Source organism: Paenibacillus sp. HB172176 (genome assembly GCF_011947265.1).
GTDB lineage: Bacteria > Bacillota > Bacilli > Paenibacillales > Paenibacillaceae > Pristimantibacillus.
Window position 1 is genome coordinate 61,267 of record NZ_JAATHD010000021.1, and the last position, 13,206, is coordinate 74,472.

Sequence of the window (13,206 nt, forward strand, 5' to 3'; positions counted from 1 at the left end):
TCGAGCCCGTGCAGAATTATATTCTGCATGGGCTTTTGATATTAACGGATATTTTCGGTATGCTTAAGGCTGGGAATTATAATCTGGCTATTTGAAGGTGATAGGAATGAATACCATATTGCAAGTCGATCAGTTGTCAGGCGGCTACAGCCCGAAGCGGCCAGTGCTGCACGGGATCGACTTTCAGATTAAAGCTGGGGAAATGGTTGGATTAATGGGGCTCAACGGCGCCGGAAAAAGCACGACGATCAAGCATATTCTGGGCCTTATGACTCCGCATCAGGGAGAAATAAGAGTTGCCGGCTCGAGGCTGGAGGATGATCCGGAACGGTATCGGGGAGCATTCGCCTATGTGCCCGAATCCCCTGTGCTGTTCGATGAGTTGACAGTTGAGGAGCATCTGCGGTTAAGCGGCATGGCTTACGGCGTTTCGGAGCAGCTATACGAGCAGCGGAAGGAGATGCTGCTGGATGAATTTCAGATGAAATCGAAGCGCAAGGCTTTTGCAGCCCATCTCTCCAAGGGCATGAAGCAGAAGGTAATGATTATGAGCGCGTTTCTGTCCGCGCCCGCTCTCTACATTATCGACGAGCCGTTCCTCGGCCTTGATCCGCTTGGCATACGCTCGCTGCTCGACAGGCTGGTCGAAGTGAAGGAAAGCGGGGCGGCTATTCTCATGAGCTCCCATGTGCTCTCGACTGTCGAGGCCTACTGCGATCGCTTCATCATTATGCATCAGGGACGAATTGCCGCACAAGGCGAGATGAATGATATTCGAGCCGCAGCGGATCTTCATCCGAATAGCGGAACGCTGGAGGACGCCTTCTACAAGCTGGTGGCAGGAGGAGCTGCTCCATGACCGAACGAGAAAGCCTTGCCGCATTATGGAAGACGAGGGCGAGAAGCTTTCGCAAGGAAACGATTCCTTATTTCCGCTATATGGGCCAGAGTGGTTTTCCTTCCTTCTTGTCACTGCTCTTCATTGCGTCGGCTATAGGCTATTTCAAGCTGATCAGGGATTTGCCCGCTCACTTTCCAATCGCTGCAGTAGGCATTGTCGTCTTGACGCTTGTTATGGGCTGGAGTCCGCTTCGCACCTATCTGACTCAAGCGGATATTGTGTATTTAATGCCGAGGGAGCACGGGATGGGCGAATACATAAGACTTTCATACCGTAGATCGCTTTTCTTCAATGGTTTGATTGCAGCGGCTGTGCTGCTGCTTTATCTTCCGATTTATGTGCAAGGCGACGCGAACATCAATCCTTGGCTGCTTGCTTTGGGCGTAACGGCTTTGCAGTTCGGGAATGCCGCTCTCGGCTGGCAGGAGCGCAAGCTGGCATGGTCCGGAAGGAGACGAATCAACCGTCTCCTTCGCTGGATGCTGACCGCGGCCAGCCTTGCGGCGTGGCTGCTATGCGTTTGGTGGCAAGCGAGCTTGTTTATGCTGCTATGCGGTTTGCTCGCCTATTCCGTGAATCGAGCGACGAAGAAGCAGGCATTTCCATGGTATCGGCTTATTCAGGAGGAAGAGCGCATACGGAAAGCCTATTACGTCTTTTTCGGCATGTTCATCGATGTGCCCATCTTGTCCGCAACCGTCTCGAGACGCTCCTATCTCGCCTGGATGCTGCCGAGAATTGGATTCGGACGGCGCAATACCTATGTTTATTTGTTCGCTGCTTCCCTCTTCCGCACCGAAATCGCGGGAATACTGATTCGAATCTTGCTGTTGGGAGCGTTGGTCACCTATTGGTCCGCAGACGCCTTGACCTGGGATGGCTGGGCAGCCGCGCTTGTCTATGGTTTGTTTTCTTCCATCTATAGCTTGCAGTTAGGCGGTTTAAGACAGGTGCATCGTTTCTCCGTATGGAAGCATGTCTACCCGCTGCCAGGCGATGAGCTTGTCCGGCAATATATTCGAGTAGACCGAAGCGCGCTGCTGATTGGGCTCTTGCCTTTGTGGCTGGCAGCTGCCGCGCCAATGCTCCTGCATGGCGTATTCCTGCCGGCGTTGGCGGCTATAGCCGCAGCGCTGGGCTACGCTGCGATTCGTCCCGCGCGCATGCGGAAGAAGCTTGCCCTGGAAGCAGAGGAAGAGTGACAAGCGGGTTCGCATAGGGCAGATCGCCGCAAAAGTAAGATGAGACACAAAAAGCCCCTCCAGACATTATTAATCCAATGTCCGGAGGGGCTCTTCATCATTGCCAGGCGACGGAGGCTTAGTCGGCAAGGACATCTTGCACGGCTTGGTGAATCGTATCGAACAGCTCCTCCAGATTCTCTTCTTCAATGCAAGAGAAAGCTACCCGAAGATCATGCTCGCCAAGTGCGATCGTGCCTATACCGTATGGATCAAGCAACCGGCTGCGAACCGCTTCGGCTGAAGCTTCGGTTAGCTTCAGGCACATAAAATAACCGGAATTGAACGGATAGTAGGTCCACGCTCCATCATATCTGCCGCTGTCAAGCAAATCCTTGACGCAGTTGGCGCGTCCCTTCATGACCGCGTATTTCTGAGCCTTCTGATCATCGAATTGGGAAGACTGGAGCGCATGAAGGACGAAGGTCTGCGAAGGATGCGGGCCGCTGGAAATCGTAGCCCGAATGATGCCGAGCGTCTTCTGCTCCAAGGCGGCAAGCGCAGCCTGCGAGTTCGAAGCGTAGGTGATGAAGCCTACGCGGAAGCCCCAAACATATTCTTCCTTGGTCGCTCCGTCAATTTTCACCGCCAGCACGCGAGGGTGAACATCCGCAAGCTGCGAGAATAAAGATTCTTGCATGGAATCCTCGAAGAACAATCCGAAATAGGCGTCATCCGTCACGGCGACCACATTCACGCCTTCATTCGCCGCATCGACAATCGCCGCGGCAATTTCCGCTCCTTCCTTCGGTCCGGGCGTATATCCCGTAGGGTTGTTCGGGAAATTCAGCACGACGATGGCTTTGCCTTTATCCTTCTGAGCCAGCAGCGCTTGACGGAAGCCTTCGCTGTTAAACTGCATTTCTTCATTATATAGCGGATATTCGACCATCTCCGCGCCGCGGCGCACGCCGAAGGTGAGCTCATAATTTTCCCAGTTTTTGTCGGGAATAACGACGGCGTCTCCGCTGTCAGCGAACAGATCCGCGACGATGCTCAGTCCATGCGTAAGCGCGTTGGTGACAATCGGGTTGCCGAAGCCCTTGGCTTCAACGGCCGGATTTTCTTTGATCATTTTCGCGCGCCACGCGGAGCGAAGCTCGGGCTTTCCCGCGGGAGGCGCATATTCGTACAAATCCTTTGGTTTATAGCTGCTAAGCGTATCCTGAATCAGCTTCAGATGCATAGGCTCGCCGTTTTCAATCGCAATGCCGATCGTTGCATTGAACTTCTTCGCCTTCGCCTTTGCTTCAGCGGATTGACTGAGAATTCCCTCTTTTGGAAAGTAGAGGTCGCGGCCAAGCTTCGACAGCATGGCGAAGATATGCGGGTTTTCTTTCTGCAAGGTTTCGTTTAATTGCTCTGCTAATGGGTTCATGGATTGCATTCCATCCTTCCGAATTCTCCGTTTTGAAATCTTATTGAAATATAGAAAGGTTCGCATTTTCAATCTATGTTTGACTCGTGATATTATATCATCTTTAAGCGTGTCAGACCATGATCGTTTTGATTTTTTTCGATAATGGGCGTACTTTGATCCCGATTGATGTTGCTTGAAAAAAAGGATGAATTATAATGGGAATAGAGGAGGTTCGTACATGCTGCATGTGTCACCTGATTCACTTGGTTTGCTCCCGTCATTCGCGAAAATCGTCTGCGAGCCGGGCTGGAGATGGGCAAGGCGGGAGAAGCCCATGGCAAATTTCGACTTGTTCTATGTTTGGAGCGGCGAAGGAGAGGTCGAGGTTAACGGAACGCACTACGAGGTGGGTCACGGAAGCTGTTTTCTGTTCCGTCCGGGCGATTATACGAGCGCCACTCATCATCCGCAGAAGCCGCTTGTTTTATCTTATATTCATTTTGCCGTCAATGAGCAAATCGAACAGGTTCCAGAGCGATATCGCGTCTTGTCGGACACCGTCGATTTCGAATATATGCTCTCGCGTTACGTGAGGCTGTTCCTGGTTGAGACATACGCGGCGGAGGAAGAGGCGAGGCTGGTGCTGAAGCAGCTCTTGATCGGGCTGCTTCGCGCGGACAATGAAGCGCCGATCGAGAAGAAGGTCAGCAATCAATTGACGGAAGCGATTCACGAAATCGCCAACTATATTCGTCAGAATCCGGGCATACCGCATCGGGTGGAGAATCTGGCCTCGAGAGCGCAGCTTTCGCCGCGCTATTTCTCCATGAAATTCAAGGAGCTGATCGGCATGTCCGTGCAGACTTACATGATACGCACCCGCATCGAGCGGGCGCAGCATCTGCTCATGCATGCCGGCATGAACGTGACCGAGGTGGCGGATGCGCTCGGATATCGGGATATCTTCTTCTTCAGCCGCCAATTCAAGCAATATACGGGCAGAAGTCCCTCTGAAATTCGCTAATGCGTCATGAACGCATGAAGAACCCCAATCGTCTCTCTAGGACGATTGGGGTTCTTCATGCCTGCTATGCCATTCGCCGAGGGCTTCGCCCATGCGAATCTTCGATGGAACGGCGAGATTTGCGCGAGGCTCGAAGGCGCTCTCTTCGAGAAGGAGCACGACGGTGGAGCCGAACTCGAAGTAGGCGAGCTCGTCACCCTTCGCCATGACATCCCTCAGCGGAAGAACGTATTTGATGCTGCTGACATTCATGGCGCCTACCTTCACGATCGCAGCCTCTCCATGCTTGTGCGTCATATAAGTGACCAGCCGTTCATTGCGGCTGAGCACTCTCTTCATATGCGTAAGGCCGAAGTCGTTGACGGGATATACTCTGCCTTTCAGATGATCTCTTTCCATAATCTTGCCGCTGACAGGGACGTGGATGCGGTGATAATCCGTCGGGCTGAGGTAGAGAACGAAATAATAGCCATTATCATATTGGGCTGCCCGCGGCGATCCGCCGAGCAATTCGTTAATGGTGTAATTCTGTCCTTTAATATTAAGCAAGATGCCCCGGGAGACATGACCTGCCGCGGTTATCAAGGCGTCTACGGGAGAGGTCAGCGTATTCTCGTCTCCGTGAACGGGGCGCAAGCCCTTCTTCAGCCTTCGCGTAAAAAATTCATTCAAGGTGCGATATTCGGAAGCCGCCTTCTCTGCGTCTTGCTCGGCGATGCTGTAGAGCTTAATGAAACGGGGGATAAACAGTCGGCTTGCGGAAGATTGCGCGATTGACCCTGCGAGCTTGGATAACCACTTGCGAGAGCTTAATTCCGTCAATGTTCTCGCTACCCATTTGGAACCAGCCAATACCAACACATCCTTTTCTGAAAAAGAAACAGCAAAGCCGCGACGAGCTCCTGTTCATCCAACAGTTTGACATAATCCTTCTTAAGAATCAATAGTTTGCCGGAGGCTGATCCTGCGAGAATTCGACTGTATAACCCCTTTTCGATTAGAATAGAGAAAGTGGTCGAAGCCAGATTCATGATCAGGAGGAAGACAAGAATGAACAACATCGCTCAGACAAAACCCCTTGCCGTCATATTCGATATGGACGGTACCTTATTCGAGACGGATACGCTGTTGATCGAGGTGCATCGACGGGTATTTCAAACCTTGCGCGAGGAAGGCTTATACATGCAGGATGCTCCGCCGGTAGAGAAGCTGCTGGCCTGTCTTGGCATGGTTCTCGACGATTTGTGGCGCAAGGTGATGCCGGATAGCACGATCGAGGCGAGAAGGAGAGCGGACGAGCTGCTGCTGCAGTATGAATTGGAAGGACTGCAGGCGGGAGAAGGCATGCTGTACGCGCATGTAAGGGAAACCTTGGAGGAGCTGCACGTTCGAGGCGTGAAGCTGTTCGTCGCCTCCAACGGTCTGGAGGATTATGTGAAGGGAGTGGCGAAGTTCAAAGACATCGACCATTTGTTTCAAGGCTTGTACAGCGCGGGCGAATTTGCGACCGCCAGCAAGGTCGATCTTGTCGCCAGGCTGCTGCGCGATCATGGGCTTGATAACGTGGACGACAAATCGTCGATCTGGATGGTCGGTGATCGATCCTCCGATGTGGAAGCGGGCAAGAAGAACGACATTCAAGCAATCGGCTGCGCGTATGCGGGCTACGGGAAAGCTTCCGAGCTTGGAGGAGCAGACCGGCAAATATCCGATTTCAGAGAGCTGCTCTGGTAGCGACAACCAAAGCCGGCTTCAGGCCGTCAGCGCTCCGCCTATAGCAGAATCAGCCTGCCCGGCATGGAACGGGCAGGCTGATTTCGTATTCATCCATTTGTTTCTCTCTCGTCATAGTCGCGTTCGCCGGAGAGAGCAGCCTCTCTCGTCCCGTTTGGGCGGGGGTTCTTCTGTTTCTGTTGATGCTTCCAGATTGCGTATTCAAGAGGCCTTCGAATCGCCGTCATATAGGCATTTCCCTCTCCGGCGCGGGCGAACACCTCTCTGGCGGGCTTGGGATTGACCTCGATCATCCATATCTTTCCTTGTCTGTCGATGGCGATATCGATCGCAAGCTCGCATAAGGCGCCGTAGCAAAGCTCCAGATATTGCGACACGGCTATTCCAAATTCGGATACGCTCGATTTCACGCTGCTGATTTTGGTTTCATCCGTTATCCATTCCTTAAGCAGCTCATCCATCTTCACCGCTTTTCCTCCGCCGTGAAGGTTGGCCGTAATGCTTCCAGGCGGGCCGATTCTTCCCGCGCAGCCTGTTACCTGCCATTCACCGCTGCCGTTCTTCTGCACGAGAAGACGGTAATCGTGAACTCTTCCATCCTTCAGCTTTAATTGAATGCCTTGCTGAACAATATAACGAATGTTCTTCAGATCCCATCTGCCAAGATAGCTGTCCAGCTGACTCTCGTTCATTCGCTGCGGCTGCACGATGCGCCTGTCTTGATTGCGTCCTTGCACGAGCAGACGTCCGCCTCGCAGCTTCTCGATGCGCAGGATGCCTCGCCCGCCCGTTCCGTTGACGGGCTTCAGATATAACAGTCTGTGACTGCGAAGCATGCTGTGAATGTCCTTCACGCTGTCGATGTATCGCGTCTTCGGCAGGAAGGAACTGAATCTCTCGTCCTTGGCCAGTAGGGAGTGGATGGTCCATTTGTTGCGGAGCGGACGATTCAAGAAGGTCAAATGCTGATATCGCGAACGGAATTTCAGGAGCTGCTGGAACCTGGGCGTCTGCTGGATGCGGCATCGATCGAAAATCATATGGGGGAAGGAGGTCCATTTCCTGTACCAGGCACGTGTGGATTCGTTATAATGCAGCCCGCGAATGCGCTTCTTGTCATGATTCACATCCTGGGGCGTGAAGACGAAAACCCTCAGACCCAGCTTTCGTCCCTCGATGGTCATCTTGCGGAACATCGCCTTTTCCTCCACTACGCCGGCGTCATTGAGATATAGAGTCAATATGCCCAGTATGGGCTGGGTCATGCTGGATTCCCCTTTCGAAGCGGAGGGTTGATTTGCCGGTCGGTCCTCTATGAATGGAGACGGCTTTCATGCCCAGAGCGAAGCATAACGCCATGCTGGGCACATTGTCCGAAGCGACATCGCAGGTCAGGAAGCCGATGCGTTTCATAATCGCCCTCATAATCGAGGAGCCCGTGCCCAGCCTGCGTGCGCTTGGGTGCACGACAAGAAAGCAGCCGCCTTCGCCTCCGTCAGCGGCAAATCCGAGACCGGTCATCCGGCCTCCATGCTTCGAAATAACGACGGCGGCTTCGCTGCAGCCCCTCTCATCGGGCTGCAGCGATTCCGGCTTCAAGCTGCGGAGAGAATGCAAGGCGGCGACGGTAATTCTTTTCTCTCCGAAGCGAATGGCGAAGTTCAGCAATCGCTTCTTCTCTTTCAACCAATCCTCAGGCGTAAGGTGCTGGAGCTCCATATTACGATCCTCCCGTTCGTTTTGTCTTTTTCTTTGCCAGATAGGCGCTGTAGTGGAAGATCCGCTCGAGCGATTTCTGCCTGATATGCGGTTCATCGAATTTCATTGGCTTGGAATTGGCTTCGAAGAACCAGAGATTTCCGTTGGTGTCGATTCCCAGATCCATGGACATCTCTCCCAGCCTTTGCCTTGATGCCCGTTCGATTTGCTTGGCGATAAGCAAGGAGGCTTTGTTCGCTTTCTGTAATAGAATATGAGCCTGCTCGGCGTCGAATGATTGGGTCAGCAGCTTTTCCGGATCATCGATTCTTCCGCCGCGCGGCACATGGGTCGTAATGCTTGACGCGCCGGCGATGCGCGCGCCCAGACCGGTAAGCTCCCAGCGGCCGAACCGATTTTTCTGCAGGAGCGCTCTCAGGTCGAAGCGTCTGTCCTTGAAGGAGGCGAGATGAATGCCTTGCTGCGCAATGTAGGCCTCGCCGCCGCTCTGCTTCTGAATGCGCGACCAAAGCTTGGGGACGCTCGCGCAATTATAGGTGGAGCTGCTCTTATTTTCCTGTATTTTCAATCGGTAAGGCAACGGCTTGCCGCTTTGCATTCGAATCGTCATAATGCCGTTGCCGGCTTTGCCGCTTTCAGGCTTCAGATACAGAAATTCGTGTTTTCGCATTAATCGGTCCAGACTGCCGATGTTCATCAATCTGCGCGTGGCGGGAATATAAGGTCTTGTCAGCTTGGATCTCCGGAGCCATTCGAATAATTCCCATTTGTTGAAGAAGGAGGGGTTGAATATTTTGACCCGCGTATGTCTTCGGCAAGCGCTGATTTTCTGCCGGACATGGGGCAGCATCTCGTCTTCCCTCTGGGGAATGCGATTGTAGATGACGTCGGGAAACGGCAGGAGCTCTTGCTTCCAGCTGTTCGTCTCCTTCTGATAGACATAACCTCTAAGCTTCTTGCGCGCAAGCATGAGATGCTTGATGGTGAGCACGTAGACCAGGAAGCCCATTGTTTCTCCCGTGCGCGTCAGATCGGCGAAGTTTCTGCGGTTGCCGCGGAACTCGCCGCGCGAATCGTCTATTGTCAATATCGCGAGCACCGGCTTTTTGCGCGGAGTTTCGATCGTCGGACGTTCTTCTTGCAGGAGACTCATCATCTCTCGCCTCCTTGGAAGCGGCTTAGATAGAGGCAATGATCCAGGATATAGGATATCGACGCTTTGCCCTCGGAGCGAAGCGCAGGATGCTTGAAGATGGATCTGCCAGGCTTCGCGTTTGCTTCGAACATCCACACCTCGCCTCCCTTGTCGATGCCGATATCGAGCCCGAGCTCGCCGAGGCGATGCGGATAGTTGCGCTCGATCGCTTCCGACAGCTTCACCGCAACGCGCTTTGCTTTCTCCAGAATCGCTCCCGCCTCCGTGCCGAAGGTTCTGCTGAGCGCTTGTTCGGGCGTCATTAGCGAGCCCCCGCTTTTGACATGGGTAGTGACGCTGCCTCTTCCCGCCTTCTTCGCGCCGATTCCCGCAGGCACCCACTGATTTCTGCCGTTTTTATGCATATGGAATCGGAAATCGAGGGGGCACTTGTCGATTTCGACAAGTCTTATGCCTTGTTGCGCCACATATTGCTCCATGCGCGAGCCGAGTCTGAGCTGAAGCATTCGCATCAGACTTTGAAAGCTGCTGTATCTTACCAGCACGTTTTGGTTGCCTTTGCGATATCTTGCGAAATAACCGCGGCTTGAATGCCGGGTTAATCGATAAATGCCGATGCCCAGACTGCCGCCGCCGGGTTTGAAATACAGAAATTGATATTTGTCCAGCATTTCCTTGATTTTGGCGGGGGAGGGATTGGTAACGGATTCCGGGAGATGGGCAAGCGCTTCGGGATCGTTGTCCAGCAGCTTATAGACATCCGCTTTATTGAGGAAGCTCCAATTGAACAGCGGAATTTGCCGTTTGACGAAACGTTCCCTGACCGCGCTAATGTAGGACGAGGTTTCCGCTTTGCGGTTGGGCAGCCGGTTGTAGACGACGTCAGGCAGCGGTACGATCCTCCGATACCATCCTCCCTGGGCATTCAGGAAATAGCCGTTGACCGTCTCCTGCTGCCAGTTGATGTCGCTGGGCGTAAAGCCGAACATGTATGCCTTGCGATCGCCGGAACGCATAATTTGTTTGATAAAGCCGGAACGCGTTCCGAAGGGATAGCTCTCTCCCGGATGAATGGTGTCGGTTAGAATGCCTACGAGGGGCCCGAGCTTCAGTTCGTTCTCGCCGCTTTTCTGCACGTACACATGGCCGGACTTCGGAATGCGTATCGAATGGCGGACGGAGGAGGGGAGATAGAGATGATTTCCCGACCGTTTTAGCTGCTTGACGGATGCCGTTATCATTTCATTGCCCAGCTTGAGAAGAATCAATCTATTGCCGGACAGCCCAAGTTGCTTGAATAACGGACTGGACAGATATACCATTTTGTCGGATTGTTGTGAGAAATGCACATTGCAAGTTGTCAAACTCATCGATGAACCTCCTGAACGTTTAAGGACCATTGTCCAGCTTCACTATCGTTATTGAGACGCGGCTGGATGGTCATATGCGGACTCTCTGGCTTTGAAAGCCGGCTCGGGGCGATTAACGAGATAGCGGGCATAGCTCAGCGGTCTGAGTACGGACAATTTCAAAGCGTTCAAATCTTGTATTTGTCGGAAAGCTTCTCTGCCGGGCTTCGCATTCGCTTCCAGCATCCATATTCTGCCGTTCTTTTCAACGCCGAAATCGAATGCAAGCTCGCCGAATCTGCCGAAGCAAGATTCAAGACTTGTTGCTGTATGCCCACTTATTGTATGGATTTTCCGTAACAAACGTTCGGCAGCGGGCTTGCCAAAATTTTCGGACAGCGCGTCCAGAGCGGGCCTCGCTTCTCCGCCGCCATGCAAATTCGACGTTATCGAATCGGCTTTGCCGATCCTCATGGCGGAGCCTGTGCGCCTCCAGTTGCCGTGCCCGTCCTTCTGCATCAGCACGCGTATATCATAAGGTCTGTCGTGGAGGTCCGTAAGCGGCAGATAAGGCTGGACGAGAAAAGGCGATTCTCCGGTAAATGCCTTCAGCCAGTCCGACAAAGCCTGTCTCTTCGAAAAAGAAAGGGAGAAGGGCTTGTTGCTCCGGGCTCTTCCTTCCGCAACAAATCCTTTCCCGCTCCGTGAGGGCTCAACGCGGATAAGGCCCCTTCCCTGCATGCCGGATGCGGGCTTGAGAATGACTCCGCCGGAGTCTCCGCCGCGCGATAGAAGCCTGTCAATCTGCTCGAAGGCTTGATAGAGAGCGGTTGGCGGCAAATAGGCTGCTATCCGCCCCTCCTTGCCGAGACCCTCGTAGACGGCAAGCTTGGACGGCAGCCCTCTGCCGAGCAGCTTGAATGGATGGACGGATTGAAGGAGAGAGAGCGCAATAGCTGTCGCCCTGCGCATATCGCCGCGGAAGTGAAAGGAACGATCATAGACGACATCCGGGAGGGGAACGAGCCGCTTGCTCCACGCGCCCTTCTCGTAGCAATAGCCGCTGAGACGGCCGGTGTCGCGATCAAAATCATCCGCCGGCGAGAAAGCATACGCAATCATCGACTGCTCGACAGCCGCCAAACAGAGCTCCTTGCACAACAGGGGCTCCGGGGGGATGGAACTTCCGTACTCGCTTTGCAAGCCTCCGCCGATTCCTGGCGCAATCATAATGCCGAATGCAACTCTTCTCTCCATTTCGGCTTCTCCTCCTAGAAGCCCGACAGATATCGGGAGTATTGTATCATCATGCGGACGGAGGGCCGGATTTTCCCTTCCGTAAGCGGTGTATTGTCGTTCTTGGACGGCTTGGAATTAACCTCCAGAAGCCATACTTTTCCGCCGGTGTCGAGCGCGAGATCAATGCCGAGCTCTCCGAAATGAACGGGAATCTGCGTCTCGATTCCCTTGGCAATCTGCAAGGCGGCTCGTCGAAGCCGATTTTGAGCATCCAGTTTGGGGGTCCCGCTGCTCAAATTGCTCTTGGCGATAGCCGAGCTGACGGTGCTTAAGGTGCCGCCCCGCGCCAGATTGGACACGAAATGCTGATTGCCCGCCGTTCTGGCGACAATCGACGTAATCGTCCATTTTCCCGCCGCGTTCTTCTGCACCAGCGCCCGGAAATCAACGGGCCGCTTCTGAATGTCAATTAACTGAAGGCCTTGCTGTATCTGATAACGAGCCGTCTTCATCTTCGTCGAAACGGCGGAATACAGCTTGCCGAGCGTTGGATAGACTTGCCTTCGCGATCCCGCTGCCGTGGCGTAAAGCGCCTGATAGCTTTCTCCGTCGGCGCGCGAGACGCGAATAATGCCTTTGCCGAGGCTGCCTCTTGCCGGCTTCAGAAACACATTGTTGTAGCGCGAGCACATGTTGTACAAATTCGCGTAATTGCGAAGATGATGCGACTCCGGCAGGTAGCGCGTAAGGCTGCTGTCCTTCTTCAAAGCGTCGAACACTTCCGTTTTGTCAAGAAACTTCTCGTTGAATACTTCAGCCGAATGAAGCAGCTTGACGTTTTTCAGAAACTGCTGCACCGAGGGATCGTTCTCGAGCTTTCTTGTGGTTAAGCGATTGTTGATGACATCGGGAAATGGCATAAGCGTTTTGCGCCACCCTCCCGAATAGATCCAGCTCTCCATCTGATCCGAGCTCGAGACGGATGGAATTTGGCCGGGAGTGAAGAAACAGACATAAGCGCCTCTCGCTCTGCAAGCATCTACGAGTTCTCGGCAGAATAGGGTGATATTGCCGAATGGCTTGCCCATGTCCTGCGGATAATCGCGACTGATCAATACTCCGATTAGAGGTCCTAGCGACAGCGTAGCCGTAAGCGAGCGATAGGTGATTCCTAAATGCGAGTTTTGCGTCAAGCCTTGCAGAAGTCCCGTGCGCTGAGCCAAGGTCTGGCTGATGCGCAAGCCGTCGAGCTTCGGGACAGGCATCACTCTTACCGTCTGGCGGAAGGAACCGAATTTCAAGGTAATGGGCTGTCCGCGGGGAATTTTCCATTGCCGCGCGGCCATTTCGCCAATCATTATCGCATCATCGGGCAATTGGCCTGAATGAATCGCCTGTATGGCAATTTTTGATTTTGGCATTATTAATCTCCTTCCGGATCAGGGAGGAATGACGGATATAAGATGGATGGGTATTTCACACG

Annotated in this window: 12 protein-coding genes; 4 read left to right on the plus strand and 8 right to left on the minus strand. The window is 53.4% G+C overall.

What is annotated here, in order from left to right:
- Positions 1–106: 106 nt before the first annotated feature.
- Positions 107–859, plus strand: a complete 753-nt coding sequence (locus HFP08_RS22010; RefSeq protein ID WP_168122770.1) for an ABC transporter ATP-binding protein — start codon at positions 107–109, stop codon at positions 857–859.
- Entirely contained in the window at positions 856–2,103 is a 1,248-nt protein-coding gene (locus HFP08_RS22015) for an ABC transporter permease (RefSeq protein WP_168122771.1), read from the plus strand. Before HFP08_RS22010 ends, HFP08_RS22015 begins: the two co-directional genes overlap by 4 nt.
- A gap of 118 nt (positions 2,104–2,221) precedes the next feature.
- Here the strand turns inward: HFP08_RS22015 and HFP08_RS22020 are convergent, their stop codons facing one another.
- The gene (locus tag HFP08_RS22020) at positions 2,222–3,520 is read right to left on the minus strand and encodes an aminotransferase class I/II-fold pyridoxal phosphate-dependent enzyme (RefSeq protein WP_168122772.1); all 1,299 of its coding nucleotides are present in this window, start codon (positions 3,518–3,520) and stop codon (positions 2,222–2,224) included.
- 220 nt (positions 3,521–3,740) lie between these two features.
- On the opposite strand from HFP08_RS22020, the gene HFP08_RS22025 reads away from it, so the two are divergent.
- A complete protein-coding gene (locus HFP08_RS22025) occupies positions 3,741–4,526 on the plus strand; it encodes a helix-turn-helix domain-containing protein (protein ID WP_168122773.1) in 786 nt (261 codons plus the stop codon).
- A 36-nt stretch (positions 4,527–4,562) separates the two neighbouring features.
- Here the strand turns inward: HFP08_RS22025 and asd are convergent, their stop codons facing one another.
- The gene (asd, locus tag HFP08_RS22030) at positions 4,563–5,378 is read right to left on the minus strand and encodes an archaetidylserine decarboxylase (protein WP_168122774.1); all 816 of its coding nucleotides are present in this window, start codon (positions 5,376–5,378) and stop codon (positions 4,563–4,565) included.
- A 198-nt stretch (positions 5,379–5,576) separates the two neighbouring features.
- Here asd and HFP08_RS22035 point away from each other — a divergent pair, with 198 nt between their 5' ends.
- The gene (locus tag HFP08_RS22035; RefSeq protein WP_168122775.1) at positions 5,577–6,260 is read left to right on the plus strand and encodes an HAD family hydrolase; all 684 of its coding nucleotides are present in this window, start codon (positions 5,577–5,579) and stop codon (positions 6,258–6,260) included.
- An 89-nt stretch (positions 6,261–6,349) separates the two neighbouring features.
- Here HFP08_RS22035 and HFP08_RS22040 read toward each other — a convergent pair whose 3' ends face one another.
- The 6 genes from HFP08_RS22040 to HFP08_RS22065 are packed head-to-tail and all read right to left on the minus strand — an operon-like array spanning position 6,350 to position 13,144.
- The gene (locus tag HFP08_RS22040) at positions 6,350–7,525 is read right to left on the minus strand and encodes a YheC/YheD family endospore coat-associated protein (RefSeq protein ID WP_168122776.1); all 1,176 of its coding nucleotides are present in this window, start codon (positions 7,523–7,525) and stop codon (positions 6,350–6,352) included.
- Positions 7,482–7,979 carry a GNAT family N-acetyltransferase gene (locus tag HFP08_RS22045; RefSeq protein ID WP_168122777.1) on the minus strand — a complete coding sequence of 166 codons (498 nt, stop codon included), beginning with the start codon at positions 7,977–7,979 and terminating at the stop codon, positions 7,482–7,484. The genes HFP08_RS22040 and HFP08_RS22045 overlap by 44 nt, the downstream gene beginning before the upstream one ends.
- A 1-nt stretch (position 7,980) precedes the next feature.
- Positions 7,981–9,135, minus strand: a complete 1,155-nt coding sequence (locus tag HFP08_RS22050) for a YheC/YheD family endospore coat-associated protein (RefSeq protein WP_481856595.1) — start codon at positions 9,133–9,135, stop codon at positions 7,981–7,983.
- Complete coding sequence (locus tag HFP08_RS22055) at positions 9,132–10,505, minus strand: YheC/YheD family endospore coat-associated protein (RefSeq protein ID WP_168122778.1); 1,374 nt, start codon at positions 10,503–10,505, stop codon at positions 9,132–9,134. The genes HFP08_RS22050 and HFP08_RS22055 overlap by 4 nt, the downstream gene beginning before the upstream one ends.
- Before the next feature lie 48 nt (positions 10,506–10,553).
- The gene (locus HFP08_RS22060; RefSeq protein ID WP_168122779.1) at positions 10,554–11,741 is read right to left on the minus strand and encodes a YheC/YheD family endospore coat-associated protein; all 1,188 of its coding nucleotides are present in this window, start codon (positions 11,739–11,741) and stop codon (positions 10,554–10,556) included.
- Between the two features lie 14 nt (positions 11,742–11,755).
- A complete protein-coding gene (locus HFP08_RS22065) occupies positions 11,756–13,144 on the minus strand; it encodes a YheC/YheD family endospore coat-associated protein (protein ID WP_168122780.1) in 1,389 nt (462 codons plus the stop codon).
- Between the last annotated feature and the right edge of the window lie 62 nt (positions 13,145–13,206).

Bases quoted from the DNA above. Each gene is read 5' to 3' on its own strand.
- HFP08_RS22010 (WP_168122770.1), top strand. From the start codon at position 107: ATGAATACCATATTGCAAGTCGATCAGTTGTCAGGCGGCTACAGCCCG.
- HFP08_RS22015 (WP_168122771.1), top strand. From the start codon at position 856: ATGACCGAACGAGAAAGCCTTGCCGCATTATGGAAGACGAGGGCGAGA.
- HFP08_RS22020 (WP_168122772.1), bottom strand. From the start codon at position 3,520: ATGAACCCATTAGCAGAGCAATTAAACGAAACCTTGCAGAAAGAAAAC.
- HFP08_RS22025 (WP_168122773.1), top strand. From the start codon at position 3,741: ATGCTGCATGTGTCACCTGATTCACTTGGTTTGCTCCCGTCATTCGCG.
- HFP08_RS22035 (WP_168122775.1), top strand. From the start codon at position 5,577: ATGAACAACATCGCTCAGACAAAACCCCTTGCCGTCATATTCGATATG.
- HFP08_RS22040 (WP_168122776.1), bottom strand. From the start codon at position 7,525: ATGACCCAGCCCATACTGGGCATATTGACTCTATATCTCAATGACGCC.
- HFP08_RS22045 (WP_168122777.1), bottom strand. From the start codon at position 7,979: ATGGAGCTCCAGCACCTTACGCCTGAGGATTGGTTGAAAGAGAAGAAG.
- HFP08_RS22050 (WP_481856595.1), bottom strand. From the start codon at position 9,135: ATGATGAGTCTCCTGCAAGAAGAACGTCCGACGATCGAAACTCCGCGC.
- HFP08_RS22055 (WP_168122778.1), bottom strand. From the start codon at position 10,505: ATGAGTTTGACAACTTGCAATGTGCATTTCTCACAACAATCCGACAAA.
- HFP08_RS22060 (WP_168122779.1), bottom strand. From the start codon at position 11,741: ATGGAGAGAAGAGTTGCATTCGGCATTATGATTGCGCCAGGAATCGGC.
- HFP08_RS22065 (WP_168122780.1), bottom strand. From the start codon at position 13,144: ATGCCAAAATCAAAAATTGCCATACAGGCGATTCATTCAGGCCAATTG.